General features: G+C 59.5%; 27 protein-coding genes and 1 tRNA gene. 18 read left to right on the top strand and 10 right to left on the bottom strand.

The window, feature by feature from the left end:
* Nucleotides 1–49 precede the first annotated feature (49 nt).
* A complete protein-coding gene (locus ACYQ14_RS14640; protein WP_459889147.1) occupies nt 50–523 on the bottom strand; it encodes a phosphopantetheine adenylyltransferase in 474 nt (157 codons plus the stop codon).
* Between the two features lie 141 nt (nt 524–664).
* Here ACYQ14_RS14640 and ACYQ14_RS14635 point away from each other — a divergent pair, with 141 nt between their 5' ends.
* Entirely contained in the window at nt 665–2,920 is a 2,256-nt protein-coding gene (locus ACYQ14_RS14635) for an NADP-dependent malic enzyme (protein WP_459889146.1), read from the top strand.
* 151 nt (nt 2,921–3,071) lie between these two features.
* Nucleotides 3,072–3,443 (top strand): 30S ribosomal protein S8e, encoded by a 372-nt coding sequence (locus ACYQ14_RS14630; protein WP_459889145.1) that lies wholly within the window; start codon nt 3,072–3,074, stop codon nt 3,441–3,443.
* Between the two features lie 276 nt (nt 3,444–3,719).
* Here the strand turns inward: ACYQ14_RS14630 and ACYQ14_RS14625 are convergent, their stop codons facing one another.
* The gene (locus ACYQ14_RS14625; RefSeq protein WP_459889144.1) at nt 3,720–3,878 is read right to left on the bottom strand and encodes a hypothetical protein; all 159 of its coding nucleotides are present in this window, start codon (nt 3,876–3,878) and stop codon (nt 3,720–3,722) included.
* 213 nt (nt 3,879–4,091) lie between these two features.
* On the bottom strand, nt 4,092–5,087 hold the full coding sequence (locus ACYQ14_RS14620; RefSeq protein ID WP_283835040.1) for a PhoU domain-containing protein: 996 nt from the start codon (nt 5,085–5,087) through the stop codon (nt 4,092–4,094).
* A gap of 208 nt (nt 5,088–5,295) precedes the next feature.
* Between ACYQ14_RS14620 and ACYQ14_RS14615 the strand changes: the two genes are divergently transcribed.
* The 4 genes from ACYQ14_RS14615 to pstB all read left to right on the top strand — a co-directional run bounded on the left by ACYQ14_RS14615 (nt 5,296) and on the right by pstB (nt 9,230).
* Nucleotides 5,296–6,294 carry a PstS family phosphate ABC transporter substrate-binding protein gene (locus tag ACYQ14_RS14615; RefSeq protein WP_459889143.1) on the top strand — a complete coding sequence of 333 codons (999 nt, stop codon included), beginning with the start codon at nt 5,296–5,298 and terminating at the stop codon, nt 6,292–6,294.
* On the top strand, nt 6,291–7,214 hold the full coding sequence (pstC, locus tag ACYQ14_RS14610; RefSeq protein WP_283835038.1) for a phosphate ABC transporter permease subunit PstC: 924 nt from the start codon (nt 6,291–6,293) through the stop codon (nt 7,212–7,214). Before ACYQ14_RS14615 ends, pstC begins: the two co-directional genes overlap by 4 nt.
* Nucleotides 7,211–8,146, top strand: coding sequence for a phosphate ABC transporter permease PstA (gene pstA, locus ACYQ14_RS14605; RefSeq protein WP_283835037.1), 936 nt, complete (start codon nt 7,211–7,213; stop codon nt 8,144–8,146). The genes pstC and pstA overlap by 4 nt, the downstream gene beginning before the upstream one ends.
* Before the next feature lie 226 nt (nt 8,147–8,372).
* Nucleotides 8,373–9,230 carry a phosphate ABC transporter ATP-binding protein PstB gene (pstB, locus tag ACYQ14_RS14600; protein WP_459889142.1) on the top strand — a complete coding sequence of 286 codons (858 nt, stop codon included), beginning with the start codon at nt 8,373–8,375 and terminating at the stop codon, nt 9,228–9,230.
* 81 nt (nt 9,231–9,311) lie between these two features.
* Here pstB and ACYQ14_RS14595 read toward each other — a convergent pair whose 3' ends face one another.
* The 3 genes from ACYQ14_RS14595 to ACYQ14_RS14585 form a co-directional block, all read right to left on the bottom strand.
* Complete coding sequence (locus ACYQ14_RS14595) at nt 9,312–9,782, bottom strand: NYN domain-containing protein (RefSeq protein ID WP_283835640.1); 471 nt, start codon at nt 9,780–9,782, stop codon at nt 9,312–9,314.
* Between the two features lie 228 nt (nt 9,783–10,010).
* Nucleotides 10,011–10,223, bottom strand: a complete 213-nt coding sequence (locus ACYQ14_RS14590; RefSeq protein ID WP_459889141.1) for a hypothetical protein — start codon at nt 10,221–10,223, stop codon at nt 10,011–10,013.
* A 239-nt stretch (nt 10,224–10,462) separates the two neighbouring features.
* The gene (locus ACYQ14_RS14585) at nt 10,463–11,353 is read right to left on the bottom strand and encodes a dihydrodipicolinate synthase family protein (RefSeq protein WP_459889140.1); all 891 of its coding nucleotides are present in this window, start codon (nt 11,351–11,353) and stop codon (nt 10,463–10,465) included.
* Nucleotides 11,354–11,595: 242 nt separating this feature from the next.
* Here ACYQ14_RS14585 and gcvT point away from each other — a divergent pair, with 242 nt between their 5' ends.
* Nucleotides 11,596–12,693: a glycine cleavage system aminomethyltransferase GcvT gene (gene gcvT, locus ACYQ14_RS14580; RefSeq protein WP_459889139.1), complete on the top strand. Its 1,098-nt coding sequence runs from the start codon at nt 11,596–11,598 to the stop codon at nt 12,691–12,693.
* Nucleotides 12,693–13,076 (top strand): glycine cleavage system protein GcvH, encoded by a 384-nt coding sequence (gcvH, locus tag ACYQ14_RS14575; RefSeq protein ID WP_459889138.1) that lies wholly within the window; start codon nt 12,693–12,695, stop codon nt 13,074–13,076. The genes gcvT and gcvH overlap by 1 nt, the downstream gene beginning before the upstream one ends.
* A gap of 160 nt (nt 13,077–13,236) precedes the next feature.
* On the opposite strand, the gene ACYQ14_RS14570 is transcribed toward gcvH, so the two are convergent.
* Nucleotides 13,237–13,764, bottom strand: coding sequence for a hypothetical protein (locus ACYQ14_RS14570; protein ID WP_459889137.1), 528 nt, complete (start codon nt 13,762–13,764; stop codon nt 13,237–13,239).
* A 204-nt stretch (nt 13,765–13,968) separates the two neighbouring features.
* On the opposite strand from ACYQ14_RS14570, the gene ACYQ14_RS14565 reads away from it, so the two are divergent.
* The gene (locus ACYQ14_RS14565; protein ID WP_459889136.1) at nt 13,969–14,496 is read left to right on the top strand and encodes a GNAT family N-acetyltransferase; all 528 of its coding nucleotides are present in this window, start codon (nt 13,969–13,971) and stop codon (nt 14,494–14,496) included.
* Between the two features lie 30 nt (nt 14,497–14,526).
* Here ACYQ14_RS14565 and ACYQ14_RS14560 read toward each other — a convergent pair whose 3' ends face one another.
* Both ACYQ14_RS14560 and ACYQ14_RS14555 read right to left on the bottom strand, forming a co-directional pair.
* A complete protein-coding gene (locus tag ACYQ14_RS14560; RefSeq protein ID WP_459889135.1) occupies nt 14,527–15,132 on the bottom strand; it encodes a GNAT family N-acetyltransferase in 606 nt (201 codons plus the stop codon).
* A gap of 84 nt (nt 15,133–15,216) precedes the next feature.
* Nucleotides 15,217–15,963 (bottom strand): competence/damage-inducible protein A, encoded by a 747-nt coding sequence (locus ACYQ14_RS14555; protein WP_459889134.1) that lies wholly within the window; start codon nt 15,961–15,963, stop codon nt 15,217–15,219.
* Nucleotides 15,964–16,078: 115 nt separating this feature from the next.
* On the opposite strand from ACYQ14_RS14555, the gene ACYQ14_RS14550 reads away from it, so the two are divergent.
* The 3 genes from ACYQ14_RS14550 (at nt 16,079) to ACYQ14_RS14540 (ending at nt 18,578) form a co-directional block, all read left to right on the top strand.
* The gene (locus tag ACYQ14_RS14550) at nt 16,079–17,656 is read left to right on the top strand and encodes an HTTM domain-containing protein (RefSeq protein ID WP_459889133.1); all 1,578 of its coding nucleotides are present in this window, start codon (nt 16,079–16,081) and stop codon (nt 17,654–17,656) included.
* A gap of 115 nt (nt 17,657–17,771) precedes the next feature.
* Complete coding sequence (locus ACYQ14_RS14545) at nt 17,772–18,074, top strand: ribbon-helix-helix protein, CopG family (protein ID WP_459889132.1); 303 nt, start codon at nt 17,772–17,774, stop codon at nt 18,072–18,074.
* A gap of 12 nt (nt 18,075–18,086) precedes the next feature.
* The gene (locus ACYQ14_RS14540; protein WP_459889131.1) at nt 18,087–18,578 is read left to right on the top strand and encodes a PIN domain-containing protein; all 492 of its coding nucleotides are present in this window, start codon (nt 18,087–18,089) and stop codon (nt 18,576–18,578) included.
* Between the two features lie 299 nt (nt 18,579–18,877).
* Here the strand turns inward: ACYQ14_RS14540 and ACYQ14_RS14535 are convergent.
* A tRNA-Gly gene (locus ACYQ14_RS14535) sits at nt 18,878–18,948 on the bottom strand.
* Nucleotides 18,949–19,255: 307 nt separating this feature from the next.
* Here ACYQ14_RS14535 and ACYQ14_RS14530 point away from each other — a divergent pair.
* Genes ACYQ14_RS14530 through ACYQ14_RS14505 form a run of 6 tightly spaced genes read left to right on the top strand, consistent with a single transcriptional unit; the run spans nt 19,256 to nt 23,312 of the window.
* A complete protein-coding gene (locus ACYQ14_RS14530) occupies nt 19,256–20,137 on the top strand; it encodes a putative RNA uridine N3 methyltransferase (protein ID WP_459889130.1) in 882 nt (293 codons plus the stop codon).
* Between the two features lie 4 nt (nt 20,138–20,141).
* Entirely contained in the window at nt 20,142–21,161 is a 1,020-nt protein-coding gene (locus tag ACYQ14_RS14525; RefSeq protein WP_283835024.1) for a 50S ribosomal protein L3, read from the top strand.
* 3 nt (nt 21,162–21,164) lie between these two features.
* Nucleotides 21,165–21,917, top strand: coding sequence for a 50S ribosomal protein L4 (gene rpl4p, locus ACYQ14_RS14520; protein WP_459889129.1), 753 nt, complete (start codon nt 21,165–21,167; stop codon nt 21,915–21,917).
* Nucleotides 21,914–22,168, top strand: a complete 255-nt coding sequence (locus ACYQ14_RS14515) for a 50S ribosomal protein L23 (protein WP_283835022.1) — start codon at nt 21,914–21,916, stop codon at nt 22,166–22,168. The genes rpl4p and ACYQ14_RS14515 overlap by 4 nt, the downstream gene beginning before the upstream one ends.
* A gap of 2 nt (nt 22,169–22,170) precedes the next feature.
* Nucleotides 22,171–22,893, top strand: a complete 723-nt coding sequence (locus tag ACYQ14_RS14510) for a 50S ribosomal protein L2 (protein WP_283835021.1) — start codon at nt 22,171–22,173, stop codon at nt 22,891–22,893.
* Nucleotides 22,890–23,312 carry a 30S ribosomal protein S19 gene (locus tag ACYQ14_RS14505; RefSeq protein ID WP_459889128.1) on the top strand — a complete coding sequence of 141 codons (423 nt, stop codon included), beginning with the start codon at nt 22,890–22,892 and terminating at the stop codon, nt 23,310–23,312. The genes ACYQ14_RS14510 and ACYQ14_RS14505 overlap by 4 nt, the downstream gene beginning before the upstream one ends.
* The last annotated feature ends 4 nt before the right edge of the window (nt 23,313–23,316 follow it).

Raw genomic sequence — 23,316 nt, 5'->3', positions numbered from 1 at the left:
CGAGAACAGCAGTTCGGCGACACCCGCCGAACGTGGATCGATGCGCCCGCTACTGGTCGTCCGAATCGATCAGTCGCCCGTGTTCGTCGATTTCGCCGTTGACGATTCGCGTACTCGAGATAATGTCCCCGTCTTCGGCCCGAAGGTGGGGCACGACGATTACCTCGAGAGAATCGTGGCCTCGTTCGCGCCGAATTTCGTTGATTTTCTCGCCCCCATCAACGGTTTCCGGCGAAACGACGAGATAATCGTACTGTGGCTCGGTCGCGATTCCCGTCGGCTCGCGGAGGGTCCGGACTTCGAACGTCCGATCGTACTCCTCGGCGAACGGCTCGAGTTCGTCCTCGAGATGATCCTTTCGCTGATCGAACGTCCGCACGGGTCGGTCCTCGTGGCGCGTTTTCGGTGCGAGGTCGTCACTCGTTAACCCGACGGTCACGTCTCCGAGTTCGAACGCCCGTTCGAACAGCCGCCGATGGCCGTCGTGGACGGGGTCGAACGTCCCACCAAGCGCGACATCCATACCCGGTTGGACTGTCGCAGGCCGTATAAAAGGGTCGAATCGTCGAACCCGGACGTGTCGAGAGCGCGACGACAAATAATTCGACGGTTGTCGAAATGCGGCTTCGCATTGTTTTTAGTGGTTCACGTTAGTGATCCCCGTATGGGACTAGATGAGGACGCACTGGAGTACCACCGAATCGATCCGCCGGGAAAACTCGAGATTTCGACGACGAAACCGACGAATACGCAGCGCGATCTTTCACTCGCATACTCGCCCGGCGTCGCCGCGCCGTGTCTCGAGATCGACGAGGACGAATCTGAAGCGTTTCAGTACACCGCCAAGGGGAACCTCGTCGGCGTGATCTCGAACGGTTCCGCGGTGCTCGGACTGGGCGATATCGGTGCCCAGGCGTCCAAGCCAGTCATGGAAGGAAAAGGCGTCCTCTTCAAGCGATTCGCCGATATCGATGTCTTCGATATCGAGCTCGACGAGGCGGATCCGGAGAAGGTGGTCGAAGCCGCGAAAATGATGGAGCCGACCTTCGGCGGAATCAATTTAGAGGACATCAAAGCACCCGGCTGTTTCACCATCGAGGAACGGCTTCGCGAAGAGATGGACATTCCCGTCTTCCACGACGACCAGCACGGAACCGCGATCATCTCCGGGGCCGCATTGCTCAACGCGGCCGATATCGCCGACAAAGATCTCGAGGATCTACAGATCGTTTTCTCCGGAGCCGGCGCAAGCGCGCTCGCAACCGCTCGCTTCTACGTCTCGCTCGGCGCGAAGCGGGAGAACATCCTCATGTGTGACTCCTCGGGGATCATCACGCAAGCCCGCGCCGCGGCCGACGACATCAACGAGTACAAACGGGAGTTCGCTCGAGACGTGCCGGAAGGCGATCTCTCGGACGCGATGAAGGGAGCCGACGTCTTCGTCGGCCTCTCGATCGGCGGGGTCGTCGACCAGAATATGGTTCGGTCGATGGGCGACGACCCGATCATCTTCGCGATGGCCAACCCCGACCCGGAAATCGGCTACGCTGAAGCTAAGGAGGCTCGAGACGACACCGTCATCATGGCGACGGGCCGCTCGGACTATCCGAACCAGGTCAACAACGTCCTCGGCTTTCCCTTCATCTTCCGCGGCGCACTCGACGTTCGCGCGACCGAGATCAACGAAGACATGAAAGTCGCCGCGGCCAGTGCGCTGGCGGATCTGGCCCGCCAGGACGTCCCCGACGCGGTTGTCAAAGCCTACGGCGACGACCCCATCCAGTATGGACCCGATTACATTATTCCGAAACCGGTCGATCCTCGAGTCCTGTTCCGGATCGCACCCGCCGTCGCAGAGGCCGCGGTCGACTCCGGTGCCGCTCGCGCGGACGTCGATATCGACGAGTACGAAGAACAACTCGAGGCCAGACTCGGCAAGTCCAGAGAGATGATGCGCGTCGTCCTCAACAAGGCCAAAAGCGAACCCAAAACGGTCGCCCTCGCGGAGGGCGAGAACGAGAAGATGATCCGGGCGGCCTATCAACTGCAGGAACAAGGGATCGCCCTCCCGATTCTCATCGGCGACGAAGCCGAGATCAAATCGACCGCCACGAACCTCGGCCTCGACTTCGAACCGGAAGTTGCCGATCCGGATGCGGGTGACTACGAACGCTACGCCGAACGGTTGCACGAACTCCGCCAGCGCAAGGGAATCACGCGCACCGAAGCGGGCGAACTCGTTCGCCGGGACACGAACTACTTCGGCAGCGTGATGGTCGAGGAGGGCGACGCCGACGCGTTCCTGACCGGCCTCTCTCACCACTACCCCTCGGCGCTTCGACCGCCGCTTCAGGTTATCGGTACCGCGGACGACGTCGACTACGCCGCCGGCGTCTACATGCTCACGTTCAAGAATCGCGTGATCTTCATCGCCGACGCGACCGTCAACCAGTCGCCCGACGAGAACGTTCTCGCGGAAGTGACCAAACAGACGGGCAAGCTCGCCCGACGGTTCAACGTCGAACCGCGCGCCGCGCTCCTGTCGTACTCGAACTTCGGCAGCGTCACGAACGAAGATACCGTCAAACCGCGCAAGGCGGCACAACAACTCCAGGACGATCCCGCGGTCGACTTCCCCGTTGACGGCGAGATGCAAGCCGACACAGCCGTCGTCGAGGACATCCTCGAGGGGACCTACGGCTTTTCGGAACTCGAGGAGCCGGCGAACGTACTCGTCTTCCCGAACCTCGAGTCGGGGAACATCGGCTACAAACTGCTCCAGCGTCTGGGCGGTGCCGACGCGATCGGTCCGATGCTGACCGGGATGGACAAACCCGTTCACGTCCTCCAGCGGGGCGACGAGGTCAAGGACATCGTAAACCTGGCGGGCGTCGCGGTCGTCGACGCACAGCAAGAGTAACGCCTTCGACCGCACCCACCGGTCCGCCGCTACACCACGTATCGGTCCGCCGCTACACCACGTATCGGTCCGTCGTTTACTCTAGTCCGTCGGCTCTGACAGCCCGGGCGAAAAGGTTGCATTCAAGTATCCGCCCGGACTTTCAACGGATATGCAAGATCAAGGCCGTTCTACACGCAAGCGAACAGGCGGGCGACTCAAGCACATCCGAAACCGACGCAAATACGAACTCGGCCGGCTTCCGACCGAGACCCAGGTCGGTGAACCGCGCTACCGGACCGTCGACGTCCGCGGAAACGGCGAGAAGACGCGAGCACTCGCGACGAACGTCGTAAACGTCAACAAGGGCGGCGAAACCGTGACGACCGAGATCAACGACGTCGTCGAAAACGACGCGAACCCGAACTACGTCCGACGAAACATCATCACCAAGGGCGCAATCATCGACACCGACGAAGGGAACGCTCGAGTCACCTCCCGTCCCGGCCAGAACGGACAGGTTAACGCCGTTCTCGTCGAATAACTGTCGGATTCGATTTTCTCGAGTTCGTCTCTCCTATCCCGAGCGGCGCGAACTATCCGTTCACATCGAGCAGTGAACCAACTCGAGGTCAGGTGGTTCGAGAGAGCTTTGGGCCCTCGTCACTGAATGGGAACGAATCTCTCGCGAGGTCCGCGAAACCGACGGTTTCAGTAGAGCACGGAAGCCGGAGGGTCTTCCGGTCGCCCTCGAAGATTCGTACTACCTCGGCTGTAGAACGGTGTTTTCAACGCGCCAAGCGACCGAAAACCGCTGAATTCACTCTGCAGGTTGCGTTTCCTGTCCGCTGACGAACTCGCGGAGCCTGTCGGAGTACATGCCGACGCCGAGTCCGATCACGAACGTCAGATAACTCGGAACGAGGATCCACCAGAGATTCGGATGACCGTGCCCGGCGTGTAGTAAGGTATCGAACATACACCTCCTATCACAGTAGACGGAAATGAATCTGCCGGTGTCCGCAGTTCTTTCTCACTCGTCGTGTGATCTCGGTAACTGATCGTGACACGAAGAAGAGAGAACGGTACTCGAGCGGGTATTTTTACAGCATCCGTCCACCGTTCAATACCATATTGAGCGGTCCTTGAAAACCCGGCTGCCCGATCAGCTCGTCAACCGTAAACGCCTAACTCAGGGGCTCGGCGCGGCCTTCTGTAACGCCGTTTCCGCGATGTTACCCCCGTAATCTGCGCTCCGAGACAGCGAGTCGATGATCAGGCCGAGCGATTGGGCCTGCATCGGGTCGAGTTCTCGAAGCATGTCGTCGATCGTCCGGGTATGCTCGTCGATATCCAAAATTAGCTCTCGAGCGGCGTGGCCAAGCCGGTTCGCCTCCTCACCGTCTTCGGCGAACAGCGCGTCCAGGGACTTCTCCAGCACGTCGAAAGCGTCGTCGTGAAGCGAGACGAGCGCACTGGCAACGCCCTCGGGAATCTCCTCGAGTTTGAGCGCGAGCTGGCTGATCTTGACCGCGTGGTCGGCGACGCGCTCGAGTTGTCTGGCGCTCGAGTGGTAATCGAAACAGTCCTCCCGGGGAACCCCCAGCTCTTCGGCGGCGCGCGGCGAACGGAGCGTCGCACGGAAAATCCGCGAGACGACCAGCCAGAGACGGTCGACATCGTCGTCGCGTTCGATCACGTCGCGCGCGATGTCGTCGTCGTTCTCGACGAGGGCGGTGACGGCGTCGTCGAGCATCGACGAAGAGATCAGCCGCATGCGGGTGACGGCGTTGACGATCGAAAGCTCCGAGGAGTCGAGTAGATCCTGGATAACGACGCTGTCGGTGGTCTCTTCGAGCACTTCGACGCCGACGAGGCTCTGGGTTGCGTTCCGGATCGCCCGGCGCTGGTCGGTCGTGATCCGGTTTGCCTCGAGTCGGATGAGGTCGAACCCGCTGACGTACATCGTCATGACGGCCCGGGTCAACCGCTCGTCCTCGAGATTCGAGACATCGAGCGTCCCCTCCTGTCTGTCGACGTCGCTCTGTGGAGTCAACAGGAGCGAGTCGTCCTCGGGGTAGAACTCGACGGTCGTCCCGGCGCTGACCTCGTTCTCCGTTGCCCAGGATTTTGGAAGCGATACCGTGTACGTCGACCCGCCCGTCACCTGGACTTTTCGCGTCTCCATAGTCAGGGGTTTTGGACATGGTACTATAAATCTACTCCAATCTATAGAGACACACCAGTAATCGACTATAGAAGCGTTCGAAGGCCGCAAACCGCGCATATTATGATCAGTATCCATCAATATATAGGGCCTGTTAATGGTTGTCCCACATAGTACTATATAGAAATAATAGAAGGGTATTTAGATCCCATCTTCTAATGATTTCGTGATGGAAACTGAGCCGATATCGGGACGCGGCGGGGGCGTTTCTCGCCGTCGCGTTCTACTCGGCACCGCGGGAACGGCCCTGACCGGGCTGGCCGGGTGTCTCACCCGCGGTGAAGACAGTGGACTCGAGGGGCGTATCGTCATCGACGGTTCGAACACATTGTTGCCAAACAGTGCGCTAGTTGCAGAGCAATTCCTCTGGCAAAACAATCAAGTGCAAATCCCCGTCAGCGGGTCCGGCACCGGTGCCGGATTCCAACAGTTCTGTTTGGGCGAGACAGACCTCCAGAACGCGAGCCGCGAGATCAGTGACGACGAACGGGAACTTTGCCGTGATAACGGCATCGATCCGGACGAGGACATCCTTGAGCTTGAGGTCGTGATGGACGGAATCGCGGTTATGAAACACCCAGATAACGACTGGTGTGATTGTCTCACGAGCGACCAGCTCGAAGAACTCTGGCGAAACGACTCGCCGATCCAAACCTGGGCGGATATCGATGACGATTGGCCCGACGAAGAGATTTCGTTTTACGGACGCGACGCGGCATCCGGGACGTTCGACTACTTTACCGAGGAAGCGACGGGCGGCGTCGCAAACATTCGTGACGATTACAGCGGTTCCCCCGATACCAACGTCATCGTCAGAGGTGTTCGAGGAAACGAGGACGCGATCGGGTTCGGCGGTGCTGGCTACTACTACGAGAACGAAGACGATCTCGAACTGATTGGGATCGACGATGGAAACGGGTGTACACGCCCGACCCCGGAAACGATCGAAGCCGAAGACGAAGAAGATCGGTACACACCGCTTGCTCGACCGATGTATCTGTACGTCCGAACAGAGGAACTGAGTCGAGAGGTCTACCGTGAGTTCTTACGGTATTACCTCGAAAACACTCGAGAGACAGCACGTGAGGTCGGGTTCTACGCAGTTCCCGAGGAGACAGTTTCTAACCAACGCGAGAAACTCGAAAATGCAATCGAGGAGCACACATGAGTTCTGATTCGATCGACCTCTCCAGAAGCACGAACGATGTCGGCGGGCTCGGTGACCGGTTCGCACATTACGTATTCTTCGGCTGTGCGCTGGTAACCGTCGCAACGACGGTCGCGATTATCGCTGTTTTGGTAAACGGTGCGCTCGATTTCTTCTCGGAGGTGTCTCTCCTCGAGTACTTGACTAGCACCAACTGGTCCCCGCGGGCAACGGACGATCCCGGGTTTGGTGTGTTACCGCTGGTCTGGGGAACGCTTATGATCACCGTCGGCTCGGCACTGGTTGCGATTCCAGTCGGAACGCTTACCGCGATTTACCTCTCCGAATACGCCGACCAGCGCGTGCGAAAAACGGTCAAACCGACACTCGAGGTTCTCGCAGGTATCCCGACGATCGTCTATGGCTTTTTTGCCCTGTCGTTCATTACACCGGTAATTCAGTTTTTCTTCCCGGAAACGGGAACGTTCAACGCGGCGTCGGGTGCGATCGTCGTCGGTGTGATGATTATTCCGATGGTGTCGTCCCTTTCGGAAGACGCGATGAGTTCGGTTCCGGACTCGCTTCGAAATGCGGCCTACGGCCTCGGTGCAACGAAGTTCGAGGTGTCGACACAGGTCGTCGTCCCCGCATCGCTGTCGGGAATCCTAGCTGCGTATATTCTGGCGATCTCGCGGGCAATCGGGGAGACGATGGCGGTGGCGCTCGCCGCAGGTGCGCTCTCTCAGATAACGACGAATCCGCTCGATGAGGTCCAGACGATGACTGCATTTATGGTCGAAATCGGGACTGGTGACGCCTCCGTCGGCTCGATCGGCTACCAGAGCCTGTTCGCGATCGGCTTGACACTATTCATCATGACATTCACGATGAACATCGGAAGTATGTGGATCCGGTCACGGTACCGGGAGGAGTACGAATGAGCGCTCCAACTGAATCCGAAGAGTTCGAGTTCGACGGCACTTCGATCAAACGCAAACGCCAGATCGGCCGAGTGTTCCTCGGCCTCTGCGTTGGCGCGACGATGGTCGGCATCGTTGCACTGGTCGCCTTGTTACTCGACGTGCTCGTCGAGGCGTGGGGATGGCTTACCTGGGAATTCTTGACCTATCCTCCGTCGCAGTTGGTCGAGAACTACAACCCCGCAAACTACGGCGATCTTCCAACAGGACCCGGTGGGATCTACCCTGCGTTGGTGGGATCGATCTATCTGATTAGCCTGACCGCGATCTTTACCCTCGTCCTCGGTGTCGGTGCGGCGATCTATCTCGAAGAGTACGCGCCGGATACCCGACTTACACAGTTTATCGAGGCGAACATCTCCAATCTCGCCGGTGTTCCGTCGATTGTCTACGGTCTACTCGGACTGGCGATGTTCGTCCGGGCGCTCCACACCGGCGCGAGTCTTATCGCGGGCGCGCTAACACTGACGCTGCTCATCCTCCCGATCGTCATCGTCTCCTCACAGGAGGCGCTCCGGGCCGTCCCGGACTCGATGCGTCGCGCATCCTACGGATCGGGCGCGACGAAGTGGCAAACCGTCCGAAACGTCGTACTTCCCGAGGCAGTCCCGGGGATCATGACCGGAATAATTCTCTCGCTCTCGCGGGCGATCGGCGAAACAGCACCGATTCTAATGGTCGGTGCAGCCACGTCGATGTTCGCCCCGCCGGAAGTAACTGATCCCACGGGCCCATTCGCCGCGATGCCGATGCAAATCTTCGAGTGGGCGAGTTTACCCGAAGGCGATTTCCAACATGTCGCTGCCGCCGGGATCGTCGTCTTGCTCGCGATCTTGTTGCTGATGAACGCAGTCGCGATTTTTATCAGGAACAGGTACGATCGGCGAGGATAGCGGACGTCACGCAGTTACGGCTTGCGAATGTGTTTCTTGTCCGGATTCGAGCTGGTCCGGATCCAAGCTGAACTGGATTTGAACTGAACCAAGTTCGAGCTGAACCAGGGATGTCGAATCAGTAGCGCCGCCTATCGAACGGCCGCGGGAGGCCTCGAGCGGGACCCACTCGGCGCTCGATTCCGGAACAGGTAACTGCCTGAGGGCCGACAATCAAGTAACCCGTATGACGGCAAACAGCGGCGGACCTGAGACGGTCTCGAAGCACCAAATCGACGATTCTCCCCCGGCAGAAACGACCTCGAGCGAGACGCTCGAGGACGCGTGGGGCGACGAGGCCGTAATCCAGTCTCGGGACCTCGAGGTCTTTTACGGCGACGAACAGGCCCTCGACGAGATCGACATGGATATTCCCGAACGGCAGGTAACGGCGCTCATTGGGCCCTCGGGCTGTGGCAAGTCGACGTTCCTGCGATCGATCAACCGGATGAACGATCTGATCGACGTCGCTCGCGTTGAGGGCGATCTCTACTTCCACGGGAAGAACGTCTACGACGAGGACGTCGATCCCGTTGCACTCCGTCGAAAGATCGGAATGGTCTTCCAGAAACCGAACCCGTTCCCGAAGAGTATCTTCGACAACGTCGCCTACGGCCTTCGCGTCCAAGATCAGGAGGACAACGTCGACGAACAGGTCCAGCAGGCTCTCGAGCGAGCCGCACTCTGGGACGAGGTAAAGGATCAGCTCGATTCCTCGGGGCTCGATCTCTCGGGCGGCCAACAACAGCGACTCTGTATCGCCCGCGCGATCGCGCCCGACCCCGAAGTCATTCTGATGGACGAGCCGGCGAGCGCACTCGACCCCGTCGCGACCTCGAAGATCGAGGATCTCGTCGAGGAACTCTCTCAGGAGTACACCGTCGTTATCGTCACCCACAACATGCAACAGGCCGCCCGGATTTCGGACAAGACGGCCGTGTTCCTGACCGGCGGTCGACTCGTGGAGTTCGACGAGACGAACAAGATCTTTAACAACCCGGAGAGCCAGCGCGTCGAGGACTACATCACGGGCAAGTTCGGGTAGTCTGTCCCTCCGCAAGGCAAGAAACACGCTCGATCGTTTTTCTCCCAGATCTGTTTTTCCGTTCGCTGACACCCTTCGGCGTTACTCCGCCAGCGTAACCCCCTCGTCGGCCGCGTTCCGAAGGGCGTCGGAGCGACCGTGACTCCCCGGCGCAATTGCGACGGTGTGGATGCCGGCCGTGCCCGCGTACTCGAGTACCGGCTTGAAATCCGTGTCCCGCGAGGCGATGACGAGGGTGTCGATGGTTTCGTCGGCGCTAAAAGCGGTCGCATCGACGGCGAGTTTGACGTCCACGTCGCCGCTCGTGATAATGACCTCGTAGCCGCGGGCCTCCGCGGCCTGAATCAATCCCGGCGTCGCATGTTCGTCGAGATAGAGCCTGGTGATCCCGACGCGTCCGTACTCGAGTGCCTCGTCCCGGACGTCGTCTAGATCGACGTCAAATTCGTCGCGAAGCACGTTCGGTCCGTCGACGAAGAGCCCGACGCTGGGCGGCGAGTCAGAAGGGGGATCGGACGAAGACTCGAGACGAGAGCGAACGCGGTCGAAGATGGACATCGATACTACTCCGTAGCGGGGGTCGCGAAATAGGTGTGACGAAAGAAGCGGGGTCGACAGTCGGTCCAATATGCCCTCCGAATGGTCCGATATTCGGATCGACCAGTCTTCGAAACCGTCCGGTACTCGAGGGCGACCGATCTCCGAAACCGACCGACGGTGCGTTGGATCAGTACTCGAGTTATCTTGTCCCCAGTCCGACGCGCTCACGGCGTACGTCGTTTACTCGGCGCCTGTCCCAGCAGTCGCATCGAACTCGTCGGGATCGTCGAGAACGTCAGTCTCTTCGATGATTTCGAACGTACTCGCCCCGCAACTACAGCCATCCTTACCAATAATCTGGATATCATCATTCGGCCACTGTCGTGCTGCATATACCGATTCGCAGTTCTCACAGGATGCTAACACCCTCTCAACGTCCTCTCTTTTGGCCATTCGATACGATACAAGAGGAGATATACCACGCAATAGTCTTTCTATTTTGGAGGTGTTAGCACTGGAACCAGTGAGTTTTGGGGGTCAAACAGATGTAACGGTGAGAGCGGTTCTTCGGCGATACCGGTTCGTGATCGGCTCCCGATCACCGATCAGTTCATAGGGCAGTTGTAACAATTTACCGGAGAAACCGCAGTACGACTCGCAGTTGCTCCGGAAATGACTTACAACCGACCCTATCAGTCCGCAAATTCCTCGAGTGCCTGATCGACGGAGGTAGCGATCCGTCTTGTACCGTCGTCTTCGACGGCCACCAGCGGTGGTCGGACCCGATCTGATCGAATAACTCCCCGATGGGAGAGTGCGGTTTTCGTCGCCGGCGCGAATCCGAACTCCTTGCACGATTCGAACAGCGGGCTAATCGCGTTCTCCTGAAGCGCTCGGCCACGCTCGTCGTGTTTGCGTGTTAATGCGCTATCGTAGACGTTCGGGAGCACGTTCGAGAGCGCGTTGACACCGCCGTCTGCGCCCATCCGCATCGCCGGGACGAGAAGCGAGTCGTACCCCTGAAGCATGAGGAACTCCTCCGGAGTTCGGTCAAGCACCGTAAGAAAGTACTCGAGATCGCCACTCGAGTCTTTGAGCCCGAGTATTCGGTCGTGGTCAGCCAGGGAAACGACGGTTTCCGGGGCAATCTGCCGGCCGGTACAGGCGGGAATGTTGTACAGAAGCAGTGGAAGCGACGACCGATCGGCTACGATCTCGAAGAATCGCTGGTTTCCCTGCGGTGCGTTCGCCGTATGAAAGTACGGCGGCGTAAGCACTGCTGCGTCGGCTCCCGCGGCGGAAGCGACGTCGATCGCTTCGACCGCGGATTCGACATCCGTCGCTGACGCGCCCGCGACGACGGGAACCGAGGCCTGTTCGACGGTATGTTCGACGAGCAGTCGCCGTTCGTCGGGCGACAAGCTCGCGAACTCACCCGTCGTCCCGGCCGGAAACAGCGCGTCAATCGATCCCGCCTCGAGGTGGTCGATCAGATCGGTTACTGCACCGGTATCGACGGTCCCGTCGGCGAAGGGGGTGATCATCGGACAGGTGATGCCCCGCAACTGATCTCGAATGTCCATACGAGAAGTGCTTCGTCCATCCCTAAAGCCGTACTCCTCGAGAATCCTCTCTCCGGTTCCGGATAGGGAGCCGAACCCGGACCGTGCGGTGCGGCAGACGGCTTACCGTGCGGTTCGGCAGTCGATCGACAGTTTAGTTCGACGGACTACCGTCGAATCGATCGGCGATCGCCAACCGGAATCGAGTTGCTTCGCCCACAGCGACGAAAAGACATTACTATCCCGGGGGTGTCCAGTCGATTATGCCGCTTCAGACGCCGCCGTTACGTGGGGTCCACGACGACTACGGAGCGAAGTTTACCGAGTTCGGCGGCTGGGATATGCCCGTCGAGTTCGAGTCGATCCGCGACGAACACGTCGCGGTCCGAGAAGACGCCGGAAAGTTTGACGTCTCGCACATGGGCGAGATTCACGTCACCGGCCCGGATTCGACCCGGCTCATGCAGCGACTCACCTCGAACGACGTGGCGGCACTCGAGGTCGGCGACTCCCAGTACGCGGCGATCACCGACGAGGACGGCACGATCATCGACGACACAGTGATCTATCGGCTCCCCGACGAGGACGGGACGGCAACGTACCTGTTCGTTCCGAACGCCGGTACCGACGAGGCGATGCACGAGCGCTGGATCACCCACCGAAACGAGTGGGATCTCGAGGCGACGGTCGACAACATGACCGACGAGTACGCGATGTTCGCCGTTCAAGGGCCGAACGCGGCCGGTCTCATCGGCGACGTCGTCGAGGAATCGATCGCGGATCTCTCTCGGTTCGAAGCGCGGTACGCGACGATCGCCGGCGTCGAGTGTTGGACCGCCCGAACCGGGTACACGGGGGAGGACGGATTCGAATTCGTCGTCCCGTGGAACGACGCGGAAACGGTCTGGTCGGCGTTCGACTGTAAACCGTGCGGACTCGGCGCTCGCGATACGCTCCGGATCGAAGCCGGCTTCCTCCTCGCCGGGCAGGATTTCGACCGCGAGTCCAATCCTCGAAACCCCTACGAAGCTCGCATCGGGTTTGCGGTTAAGCTCGAGACCGACTTCGTCGGTCGGGACGCACTCGAGCGAGTTCACGAGGAAGGCGTCGAGGAGAAACTCGTCGGCATCAAGCTGATCGACCGCGGCGTCCCGAGACACAGCTACGACATCACCAACACAGACAGCCGCGTTATCGGGACGGTGACGAGCGGGACCATGAGTCCAACCCTCGAGTCGCCGATCGGGCTCGGCTACGTTCCGGTCGAGTACGCGGATCCGGGCACGACGCTCAGAGTCGTTGTCCGCGGACAGTCCAAGAAAGCAAGAGTCGAAACGATTCCGTTTATCGACACAGTATAATGAGCTTCGACATCCCAGCAGACAGACGGTATCAAGAATCGCACGAATGGGCACTCGAGACAGACGGCGTCGTCCGCGTCGGCATCACGGACTTCGCACAAGACGAACTGGGCGACGTCGTCTTCGTCGAACTCCCCGACGAAGGAGACGACGTCGTTCGGGACGAGGAGTTCGGCGTCATCGAGTCGATCAAAGCCGTCTCGGGCCTCTACGCGCCCGTCAGCGGCGAGGTAGTCGCGGTCAACGAGGAACTCTTCGACACGCCAGAACTCGTCAACGACGACCCGTTTGGCGACGGATGGATGCTCGAGATCGAACCTGCGGAGGAAGACGAACTCGAGGCGTTGCTGACGGGCGAGGAGTACGAAGACCAGATTGCCTGAACGGCAACGACAGTTCGTTTCTCGGAATCAGCGTTCGAATCGACAACCATTGTTTCGGTTACGAGAGGGCAAGGAGAAAGTCCCGCCCGTCAGGACCGGTCAGATGTCACGTCGCACGTATCGGCCGTTCACTACAGCTACGAACACCGGTCCTAAATAACTATATCCACAGATACATCACAACATGCGGAATAAGAAATCCCACCAATACTGCAACAGCAGCAAGTGGTGTTGCTAGCCAGAGTGCCGAGTAATCTCCGACTGGCTGCCCGCTATATACTGCCATAGAAACATCCCAAGCGAGATACACTCCGGTCATGAGAAGCGAAATGAGGACGATTGATGCAGCCATGCTGTGCAATCCGAGACCAACAAAAACGGCTGCGATCGCGACGACACCAAGGGTCTGGACAAGTTCTCCGGCACCAATGTAGACTTCGAGATGTTCATAGTCAGGGTCGTGTCCCTCGTACAGTTCACTGTACCGTTCGAATTCGTCCGGCCCAACCCACTCATCATCGTCACACAATGCAACGTGCTGGGGAAACTCCGCCATGACGAGTTTGATATCCGCTGAGGGAATTCCAACCACCCACCGTCCAGTCATGTAATGCCCTAGTTCATGGATAAAAATAATACCGAATACAACCACTACGAACCCGAGGATACTCCAGAGAAGATCAAGCATATCGACGCATTGTTATTCGTGAGAAATAATTTTGATGATACATCTACCGTTCTTGGTAAAAGCTGAGTCGCTCAACGAACTGTACGATATGCGTGTCACCTGTACGTACCGAAAAGGCCAAAATCAGACGGTATCCCGGATTTTGGGTCGAAACGCACCACCTCTAATCGATAGAGCCACACGGCTCGATTTCAATTCTCCGGTATGTCGATCGAGATTCGCTCCACCGACCTCGAGACGGACCGCGACGGCCTCTGGCGGCTCAAACGCCAGTTCGAACTCAGACTGGGAACTGATACTGGGGACGAACAAAAAGCCGAGATCTACGAGCAGAAATTGACCGACGAGTACCGGACTCGGTATCTCGAGTGGGCCGAACGCTGTACCGAAGAATCAGCCCAATCAATCCTGGTTGCCGAACGGAACGCGACTGCCGGTCGAACGACCGACGGAAGCGAACATCTCGTCGGCTACATATTCGTCCTGCCAGAGTCGCTCTCGCTCATCTGGGATGCCGGCGTCGTGAACGAACTCTTCGTCGCAGAGCCACACCGAGGAACTGGTGTTGCCGACCGACTCATGGAACGCGCGCTCGAGGTTCTTTCCGAACAGGACCTCCCCCTCGAGCGTGTCGTCCTCGACGTCGATCGGGCTAACGACCGCGCCCAAGCCTTCTACGAGCGATACGGGTTCGACTACTGGGGCGAACTCGTTTCTCGGTCGCTCGAGTGACGGACGGATAACCTCGGTAGCCCGCTTATCTCACTTCGAGTCCGAGGAACGTCGCGACTCGCGATACTGCTCTCGAGTGATCGTGTAGCGGTGAAGGTCGCGAACCGAATCTTCGATCGGGACCCAGTTTCGGAGGAGCCCGTCGTACTCGCCGTCGAAGCGGTCGACGTACTTTTCGATGGCCCGCTTCGAGTTCTCGTTTCCGGCCAGATGTCCCGCCGAAACAACCTCGAGATCGAGGTCCTCGAACGCGAGTTCGATCAACGCGGCGGCCCGTTCACCCGAGTAGCCACGACCCCAGAACGGTTTCCTGAGCCAGATGCCCAGCCGAGCGGTTCGTTTCTCCCAGAGCGGGATCAGGCTGGCAACACCCGCGAACTCGCCGGCGTTCGGTTCCTCGGCGGCCGGATACATCGCCCAGTTCGCGCGCGTACGCTCATCCCACTGTTCCGCTGACTCGAGGAGATACTGCCGGGACTCCTCTGGGGTGTGATGAACCTCGTCGGTCAAATGGGTCGCAACCTCGTCGAATCCGCTGTCAGGGTTTCGGTACTCGTACAGTTCGAGCGGGTCGATCGTTTCTCGAGTGAGTTTTCTGAACTCGAGGCGCTCGGTTTCGAGGGTTTCGGGGAACATTCGTTTGTCACCGTACGCACACGCTGTATAAAATAGTCAGCAAGGATCTTCGTTGACTCGGTCCGCCATCCGCCGAATCCGAGCTTACTTCGAGTCGGGTGGTTGACCCGTCTCGACCCGTTCTCGGATCCACGCCGTCGCATCCTCGACGGTGGCCTCGTCAGTTCCGGTAATCCGAAGTCGTCCTAATCGGTCCTCACTCTGAGGATAACTGCCGACCGAGACGTCGAATTGCTCGCTCACCCCCTCGAGAACCGCCCGAAGGGACCCTTCGGGGGCAGGCGTGAACACGGTCTGCGAAACGATGTCGCCGGAGAACTCGGTTTCGACGACATCGAACATGGCCTTCATTTCGTCAGGGATCCCAGCGAAGACGTAGACGTTCTCGATCACACAGCCCGGCGACCAGCCGGCATCCGTGACGATCGGTCTGGCACCATCGGGAAGCGAGGCCGCGGCGTCGACGTCGAACTCGAGGTCGTACTCCTCGAAGAACTCCGGTCGTTCCGCCCGCAGTTCGCGTCCCTTCTCGAGGATCTGTTCTCGAACGTCGGGAAAGACCACGAGGTCCCGCTCGAGACCGGCCGCGACCGCCTCGAGCGTCACGTCGTCCGGCGTCCCGCCGAGACCGCCGGTAACGACGACGGCGTCGAACGCGTCGTTCCACTCGGCGACCGTCTCTGCGATGAGCGTCCGATCATCGGGAATCGTCAGTATCCGACGGACGGAGCCGCCACGGTCGGTGATCTCCTCGGCCAGCCACGACGCATTGGTATTCGTCGTTTGTCCGGCCAGCAGTTCGTCACCGATCGTGCAAATCCCAACCTGCATACGGTATCGTTCTCGTCCTCAGCAGTTATATTTCGCGCCGATCGTTCTCGTTCGTCAAAGAGGGGAAAGCACTTATAGAGGGGCTGACAACCCCGAAAGCGATTGAACCACGTCGATGACCGCAGATCGTTCCCCTGTTTCGAACTGGGTTTCCGGCGGTTCAGGGATCATCTCGGCGATCCAATCGAGGGGCGGTCGGCACCTCGGAATCGACCCTCGAGCCCTCGCCGCGTTCCGAATCGCCCTCGGTATCGTCATCCTCCTCGATCTGCTTCTCCTTCGAGTCCCGGGAACCGTGCCGTTCTACACCGATGCAGGCGTCCTTCCACGATCCGCGCTCGCTGAGGTGTATCCGGCGTTTACATCGGCGTCGATCCACGCGCTATCAGGATCGATGTGGGTGCAGGCAGTTCTGTTCGCGGTCGCCGGACTCTTCGCCGTCTCCCTGTCTCTTGGCTACCGAACTCGCCTCGCAACGTTCGTTTCGTTCGTCCTCCTCGCCTCGCTTCAGACCCGGAATCCGTACGTTCTCAACGGCGGCGACACCATCCTGACCTCGTTTCTGTTTCTCGGTCTGTTCCTCCCGCTCGGTACTCGGTGGTCGATCGATGCCCAAAGAACCGCTCGAAGACGGTCTCGAGAAGTCACCGGCAACCGAGAACGAGCAGGGACTGGTGAAACAGAAGACGGGGTGACCGGCGACGCGGCGCAAGTCGTCTCCGTTGCGACGGTTACAATTCTCGCCCACATCGTCCTCATCTACACGACGAACGCGGTTTTCAAGTTCCAGAGCGAGGCCTGGATGAACGGAATCGCCGTCCGACGAACCATGCATCTCGAGCAGTTCGTCGTTCTGCTCGGTCCGTATCTCTCGGATCTCTCGACGGTCCTAACCGCAGTCAACTGGCTCTGGATCGCGACGCTGTCGGCCGCTCCGCTTCTCATCCTGTGTAGCGGAAAACTCAGAACCGCAGTCGTTCTCGCGTTCATCTGCACCCACCTCGGAATGGCCGCGACGATGCGTCTCGGTGTGTTCCCTTTCGTGCTGATAACTGGATTGCTATTGTTCCTCCCGCCGGAGATCTGGGAGTCGATCGAACGCAGTCGGGCTCGAGACGCACTCGAGCGCATCGAAACCAGCATCCGGGCCACCCTTCCCCGAGGTTCGCCGCTCGAAACGCGTTCGATTCCGTCGATTACGGTTCCGTCCGCGACCCGCCGAATCGGGGGAATTTGTGCGTCTGGATTCCTTGTCGTCGTGCTCCTCACGTTGGTGTTCTGGCAGACCGCTCAGGTCGGTCTGGTCGACTCGCCCGCTCCGGAACTGGAAGAAGACATGGATGACGTCGGCTGGACGTTCTTCGCTCCGAGTCCGCCGGACGCCTCGAGTGGCTACGTCGCCGAAGCCAAACTCGAGTCCGGGGAGACGGTCGATCTCACTCACGGCGGCGAAGCCACGCTGGATCGCCCGCCGAACCCCGCCGAAACGTTCCCGACGACGCTCTGGAAACGCTACGGGACGGATATGAGCCACGCCGACGAGAGCCAGTACGAACCCGTACTCGAGTACCTCTGTGATCGTTCGGAGCACGAGATCGCGGAGCTGACGATCTACTACCTCGAGCAACCCGTCGGGCCGGACGGGCCGGTCGATGATCCCGAGGCTCTCGAGCGGATTACCGGGACGTGTTGAGAGCGAGACGAAATCGTTCTCGCACAGTAATACGCGGTTCAGTGAAGACGAATCAGCCGCTCGGATAACGTTTATGAGTGTGTGCGTACAATGTATGTACAACGAGGCAAGCAATATGGGTACAACACGAGTGAATTTCCGCCTTCCAGAAGAGCTGGTCGAGAAAGCCGACGTTGCAGCCGAGGTTACGCACAGAAACCGAACAGAGATACTCAAAGAAGCTCTCCAGGCGTACTTCGAAGAAGTCGAAGACGACGAGAAGTTCAAAGAAGCTGTCGTCGAACTCTATCTCGACGACCAAATCGAATTCGAGACGCTACGAGAGTTTATCGGGCGACGAGATGCCGAAGCCGTTCGAACCTCGAAAACGATTCTCGATCAGGGTGACGAACTCGCAGACGAACTCGCGAGTCTGTAGGATAGTTTCGGAATGATCGTTATCGATACAAGCGCCGCTATCTCTCTCGCAACTGTCAATTCTCTCGAGATCATCCTCGAGCAATTCGATAGTCACACAACCGAATCGGTGAGACAGGAACTCGAAAACACGGCGGAGTACAATGATATTCACGGAACCGCTGCAACGGCAGTCCTTGAGCACGAAGGAGATTACGTCGTTCATCTCACAAACGAATCAACGATACACTCATCCCGAATCGATCAGGGAGAAGCAAGCTGTGTCACGCTCGCGCAAGAACTCGACGCAGATTTCTTGATCACTGATGATTTCAGGGCGCTTCCAGAGCTACAGCATGTGACCAGTTCGAAAGTGGCCATCCCACCGCTTCTCCTGAAGGCACTGGTCAAACGTGGCGAACTCGAGAATCAGCAGGCTCGAGAGCGGATCGAAACGCTGGCCGAAAATCGTGACTGGCTTGGGACGCCGATATATCGCCGAGCAAAGCGTCTCTTCGAAGAATGAATTGTTCGGAGGAATATGGTTGGTTGAGATTTGAACTACTCGAAGACGGTCTCACTCGCGTTGCTCGCGGTAAGCCGCTCGCATCGCGGTTCTCACTTCGTTCCGAACCGCGCACTGCTCGTGAGCATGCGACTTCTTTCGTTCAAACCCAGTTGACTCTCATCGCTCACGAATTTGTTCGTGACAAAAGTGCGTTGGCTGGGATTTGAACCACGGTCGTTCCACTCACTTCGTTCGTTTCACTCTCTGATTCAAATCCCAGAGAGATCTTTCTCCTCACGTAATTGTTCGGAGAAAGATGCGTTGGCTGGGATTTGAACCCAGGTTGTGACCATGGCAAGGTCACGTGATACCACTACACTACCAACGCCCTGCTACACTTCTAAATACATCTGGAGAGGTGTATAAGGGTTGCGAATTGATTCGATATCGAGAGACAATCACACGAGGGCGGCGATTTCACTCGCTCGAGCGCCACTCCCTTCGAAACCCGCATATTTGCCCGCAGTAAGTCAAAATTCCGGACACGTTACGCAGCGGAACTGTGTATGTGTCTGATACGCACGAATTCGATACTGTGAGAGGTTCACAGCCGGAAAGAGATTCCGCTACCCTTTTAAGATCCCGTCGGGAAAATATCGCTACAGTCTAGTGACGAGGCGCCGAAGCGTCACGGTATGACCACAAGCGTACTCGTGCCGTCGTCACTCGCTCGAGAAGCCGAGGACAAACGCGAGGCTACTCGCAAACTCGGATACGTCGCCCGCGCGGCGACGATCTATCGGGCCGATCGCCTGATCGTCTACCCAGATCGGGACGGCGAACGGGGCGATCTCGACGGCGGGTTCGTAAGCACCGTACTGCGGTACGCCACGACGCCTCCGCATCTTCGAAAGGAGATCTGGGGCAAACGGGACGAACTGGAGTACGTGGGTGTCTTACCGCCGCTCCGCGCCACGTCACAGACCGGCTCCGAATCCGACGATTCGGGGTCGAAAAGACAAGGAATCGTGACCGAGGTCGGACCTGATCAACGCGTCCGGGTCAATTGCGGTCTGCAACACCCGATCTCTCTCAACGTGCCGTCGGATATGGCACTCGAGCAGGGAGAGCGCGTGACAGTCAGGATCTCTTCGCGACGACCGGTCCGTGCGAAAATCGTCGACAAGCCCACGCAGGGGCTATCGATCGAGGAAACGGACCTTTCGGCGGCCCTCAGCCGTGAGGACGCTGGCGTCCGAATCGCAGCTTCCCGGTTCGGTGAATCGCTCACCGTGGGGAAACTCGAGACGCTGGCCGGACGGATCGAACGAGACGGTCTCACCGTCGCGTTCGGTGCGCCCGAAAGAGGGCTGCCGGCAATCCTCGGCATCGACGCCGACGCCGTTCAGAAAGACGGTGTCAAACGGCTCGATGCGGAGGACGACGCAGACGTCGAACCCAACGGCGATCCGGGGTTCGACCTCTGGCTCAATACGGTTCCGAACCAGGGAAGCGGCGTGGTGAGAACGGAGGAGGCTCTGTTCGCCACGCTCGCTCCCCTCACATTGAGAGCGTGATAGAATGCCACAACCAAACGCACCACGCAAAGGCTCACTCGGGTTCGGTCCACGACAGCGTGCGACCAGCGAGGTCCCACGATTCAACTCGTGGCCGGACGACGATGGACAGCCAACGCTCCAGGGCTTCGCGGGCTACAAGGCCGGCATGACCCACGTGGTAATGGTCGACGACGCCGCTAACTCGACGACCGAGGGAATGGAGACGACCGTTCCCGTTACCATCGTGGAGACGCCGCCAATGCGCGCCGTTGCTCTGCGTGCGTACGAAGACACACCGTATGGTATCAAGCCGATAACCGAGGTCTGGACCGACGAGTTCGACGACGATCTCGATCGCGTTCTGGACCTTCCCGGGGATGACTATGATGTCGAGGCCGAGGAGGCCAAGCTTCGCGACCTGCTCGAACAGGGTCGCGTCCACGACATCCGCGTCATCACCCACACAGTACCCGGATCTCTGCAGTCGATCCCCAAGAAGAAGCCGGACGTCATGGAGACGCGCGTCGGCGGCGGTTCCGTCGAGGAACGCGTCGACTTCGCGCTTGACGTGGTCGCCGACGGCGGCGAACACGTCCTGAACGACGTCTTCCGTGCCGGCGAGTACGTCGACGCAAGCGGCGTCACGAAAGGGAAAGGGACCCAGGGTCCTGTCAAACGCTGGGGCGTCCAGAAGCGAAAGGGCAAACACGCCCGTCAGGGATGGCGCCGCCGCATCGGTAACCTCGGTCCGTGGAACCCGAGCCGCGTTCGATCGACGGTTCCACAGCAGGGACAGACAGGCTACCACCAGCGAACCGAACTGAACAAACGCCTCGTCGACATCGGCGACGGCGCAGACGCGACGGTCGACGGCGGCTTCGTCAACTACGGCGAAGTCGACGGGCCGCACGCGCTGATCAAGGGCTCGCTCCCCGGGCCGAACAAGCGTCTCGTACGCTTCCGCCCGGCGATCCGACCCGGAGACCAGCCGCGCCTCGATCCCGAGGTTCGGTACGTCTCCACCGCATCAAACCAGGGATAACCCATGCAGGCAACAGTACGCGACCTGGACGGTGCAGACGCAGGGGAAATCGAGCTCCCGGCGGTCTTCGACACGCAGTTCCGCCCGGACCTGATCGCCCGTGCCGTCCGCACGTCACAGGCCAACCGAAAACAGGACTACGGCGCCGACGAATTCGCGGGCATGCGAACGCCTGCGGAATCGTTCGGTAGTGGCCGAGGCATGGCCCACGTTCCACGACAGAACGGACGCGCTCGCCGCGTTCCACAGGCTGTCAAGGGACGAAAGGCACACCCGCCGAAAGCCGAGAAAGATCAGACTGAATCGATCAACACGAAAGAAAAGAAACTGGCCGTCCGCAGCGCGATCGCTGCGACGACCGACGCCGAACTCGTCGCCGACCGCGGCCACGAGTTCGACGACGACACAGAAATTCCGCTGGTCGTCAGCGACGACTTCGAAGACCTCGTCAAAACGAAGGAGGTCGTCTCCTTCCTCGAGGAGGTCGGTGTCGACGCCGATATCGAGCGTGCCGACGAGGGTCGGAACGTACGATCCGGACGCGGGACAACCCGTGGCCGAAAGTACAACACGCCGACATCGATCCTCTTCGTCACCTCGAGCGAGACCGGTCCATCGCGGGCCGCTCGCAACCTCGCTGGTGCCGACGTCGCGACCGCCGCCGAAGTCAACGCGGAGGATCTCGCGCCGGGCACCCAGCCGGGTCGACTGACGATCTGGACCGAAAGCGCACTCGAGGAGGTGGCAGACCGATGAGTTCGATCATCGACTACCCGCTCGTCACCGAGAAGGCGATGAACGACATGGACTTTGAGAACAAGCTCCAGTTCGTCGTCGACGTCGACGCCACCAAACCGGAGATCGCGGATGTCGTCGAAGAGCGCTTCGACGTCGGTGTCACTGACGTCAACACGCAGGTAACGATGAACGGGAACAAGAAAGCAACCGTCAAACTCTCCGAGGACGACGACGCCCAGGAAGTCGCCTCGCGAATCGGGGTGTTCTGAGAATGGGACGACGTATTCTTGGACAGCGACGTGGACGCGGGACGCCGACGTTCCGCGCCCCGTCCCACCGATACAAGGCAAAGCTCGAACACAAGAAACCGGAGGACAGCGACGTCGTTCGCGGAACGATCGTCGACATTGAGCACGATCCAGCCCGCTCGGCTCCGGTCGTCGCCGTCGAGTTCGAAGACGGAGACCAGCGACTCATCCTCGCTCCCGAGGGAGTCACGGTCGGCGACGAGATTCAGGTCGGCATCTCCGCGGAGATCAAGCCCGGGAACACGCTCCCGCTGGCGGAGATCCCCGAAGGTGTCCCAATCTGTAACGTCGAAGCGAACCAGGGCGACGGCGGCAAGTTCGCCCGGTCCTCCGGCGTCAACGCGGACCTAATCACCCACGACCGCGACGCCGCGGTCGTTCAACTCCCCAGCGGCGAGGTCAAACGCCTCGACCCGCAGTGCCGTGCAACCGTCGGCGTCGTCGCCGGCGGCGGTCGAACGGAAAAGCCGTTCGTCAAGGCAGGGAACAAGTATCACAAGATGAAGGCCCGGGGCACGAAGTGGCCCCGCGTCCGCGGTGTTGCGATGAACGCGATCGACCACCCCTTCGGTGGCGGTGGCCGCCAGCACCCCGGCAAGCCCAAGTCCGTCTCTCGCGACGCACCGCCGGGACGGAAGGTGGGAGACATTTCCTCGCGCCGTACCGGCCGAGGTGGTGACAAATGAGTTCTGATTACCGAACCGGCCGTGAAGGTGAGTTCACCTACCGCGGTCACACGCTCGAGGAACTGCAGGAGATGGAACTCGAGGACGTCGTGGAACTGCTCCCCGCTCGCAAGCGGCGAAGTATCGAACGCGGTCTTTCGGTCGAACAGCAGAAGCTGCTCGAGAAAGCCCGCGAGAAAGACGAGGAGACGACCGCGAACGCACCGATTCGTACGCACCTCCGGAACATGCCGATTCTTCCGGAGTTCGTCGGACTGACGTTTGCCGTGTACACCGGCCAGTCCTTCGAGCGCGTGCGCGTCGAACCCGAGATGATCGGACACTATCTCGGCGAGTTCCAGTTGACCCGGACGTCCGTCGAACACGGACAGGCCGGCATCGGTGCAACTCGCTCGTCGAAGTTCGTCCCACTGAAGTGATCAA

The sequence above is a fragment of the Halostagnicola bangensis genome (genome assembly GCF_054653435.1).
The sequence above is the reverse complement of the archived record's forward strand: the minus strand, read 5'-3'. Positions and strand labels throughout refer to the sequence as shown.

Bases quoted from the DNA above. Each gene is read 5' to 3' on its own strand.
- ACYQ14_RS14640 (WP_459889147.1), bottom strand. From the start codon at position 523: ATGGATGTCGCGCTTGGTGGGACGTTCGACCCCGTCCACGACGGCCAT.
- ACYQ14_RS14635 (WP_459889146.1), top strand. From the start codon at position 665: ATGGGACTAGATGAGGACGCACTGGAGTACCACCGAATCGATCCGCCG.
- ACYQ14_RS14630 (WP_459889145.1), top strand. From the start codon at position 3,072: ATGCAAGATCAAGGCCGTTCTACACGCAAGCGAACAGGCGGGCGACTC.
- ACYQ14_RS14625 (WP_459889144.1), bottom strand. From the start codon at position 3,878: ATGTTCGATACCTTACTACACGCCGGGCACGGTCATCCGAATCTCTGG.
- ACYQ14_RS14620 (WP_283835040.1), bottom strand. From the start codon at position 5,087: ATGGAGACGCGAAAAGTCCAGGTGACGGGCGGGTCGACGTACACGGTA.
- ACYQ14_RS14615 (WP_459889143.1), top strand. From the start codon at position 5,296: ATGGAAACTGAGCCGATATCGGGACGCGGCGGGGGCGTTTCTCGCCGT.
- pstC (WP_283835038.1), top strand. From the start codon at position 6,291: ATGAGTTCTGATTCGATCGACCTCTCCAGAAGCACGAACGATGTCGGC.
- pstA (WP_283835037.1), top strand. From the start codon at position 7,211: ATGAGCGCTCCAACTGAATCCGAAGAGTTCGAGTTCGACGGCACTTCG.
- pstB (WP_459889142.1), top strand. From the start codon at position 8,373: ATGACGGCAAACAGCGGCGGACCTGAGACGGTCTCGAAGCACCAAATC.
- ACYQ14_RS14590 (WP_459889141.1), bottom strand. From the start codon at position 10,223: ATGGCCAAAAGAGAGGACGTTGAGAGGGTGTTAGCATCCTGTGAGAAC.
- ACYQ14_RS14585 (WP_459889140.1), bottom strand. From the start codon at position 11,353: ATGGACATTCGAGATCAGTTGCGGGGCATCACCTGTCCGATGATCACC.
- gcvT (WP_459889139.1), top strand. From the start codon at position 11,596: ATGCCGCTTCAGACGCCGCCGTTACGTGGGGTCCACGACGACTACGGA.
- gcvH (WP_459889138.1), top strand. From the start codon at position 12,693: ATGAGCTTCGACATCCCAGCAGACAGACGGTATCAAGAATCGCACGAA.
- ACYQ14_RS14570 (WP_459889137.1), bottom strand. From the start codon at position 13,764: ATGCTTGATCTTCTCTGGAGTATCCTCGGGTTCGTAGTGGTTGTATTC.
- ACYQ14_RS14565 (WP_459889136.1), top strand. From the start codon at position 13,969: ATGTCGATCGAGATTCGCTCCACCGACCTCGAGACGGACCGCGACGGC.
- ACYQ14_RS14560 (WP_459889135.1), bottom strand. From the start codon at position 15,132: ATGTTCCCCGAAACCCTCGAAACCGAGCGCCTCGAGTTCAGAAAACTC.
- ACYQ14_RS14555 (WP_459889134.1), bottom strand. From the start codon at position 15,963: ATGCAGGTTGGGATTTGCACGATCGGTGACGAACTGCTGGCCGGACAA.
- ACYQ14_RS14550 (WP_459889133.1), top strand. From the start codon at position 16,079: ATGACCGCAGATCGTTCCCCTGTTTCGAACTGGGTTTCCGGCGGTTCA.
- ACYQ14_RS14545 (WP_459889132.1), top strand. From the start codon at position 17,772: ATGGGTACAACACGAGTGAATTTCCGCCTTCCAGAAGAGCTGGTCGAG.
- ACYQ14_RS14540 (WP_459889131.1), top strand. From the start codon at position 18,087: ATGATCGTTATCGATACAAGCGCCGCTATCTCTCTCGCAACTGTCAAT.
- ACYQ14_RS14530 (WP_459889130.1), top strand. From the start codon at position 19,256: ATGACCACAAGCGTACTCGTGCCGTCGTCACTCGCTCGAGAAGCCGAG.
- ACYQ14_RS14525 (WP_283835024.1), top strand. From the start codon at position 20,142: ATGCCACAACCAAACGCACCACGCAAAGGCTCACTCGGGTTCGGTCCA.
- rpl4p (WP_459889129.1), top strand. From the start codon at position 21,165: ATGCAGGCAACAGTACGCGACCTGGACGGTGCAGACGCAGGGGAAATC.
- ACYQ14_RS14515 (WP_283835022.1), top strand. From the start codon at position 21,914: ATGAGTTCGATCATCGACTACCCGCTCGTCACCGAGAAGGCGATGAAC.
- ACYQ14_RS14510 (WP_283835021.1), top strand. From the start codon at position 22,171: ATGGGACGACGTATTCTTGGACAGCGACGTGGACGCGGGACGCCGACG.
- ACYQ14_RS14505 (WP_459889128.1), top strand. From the start codon at position 22,890: ATGAGTTCTGATTACCGAACCGGCCGTGAAGGTGAGTTCACCTACCGC.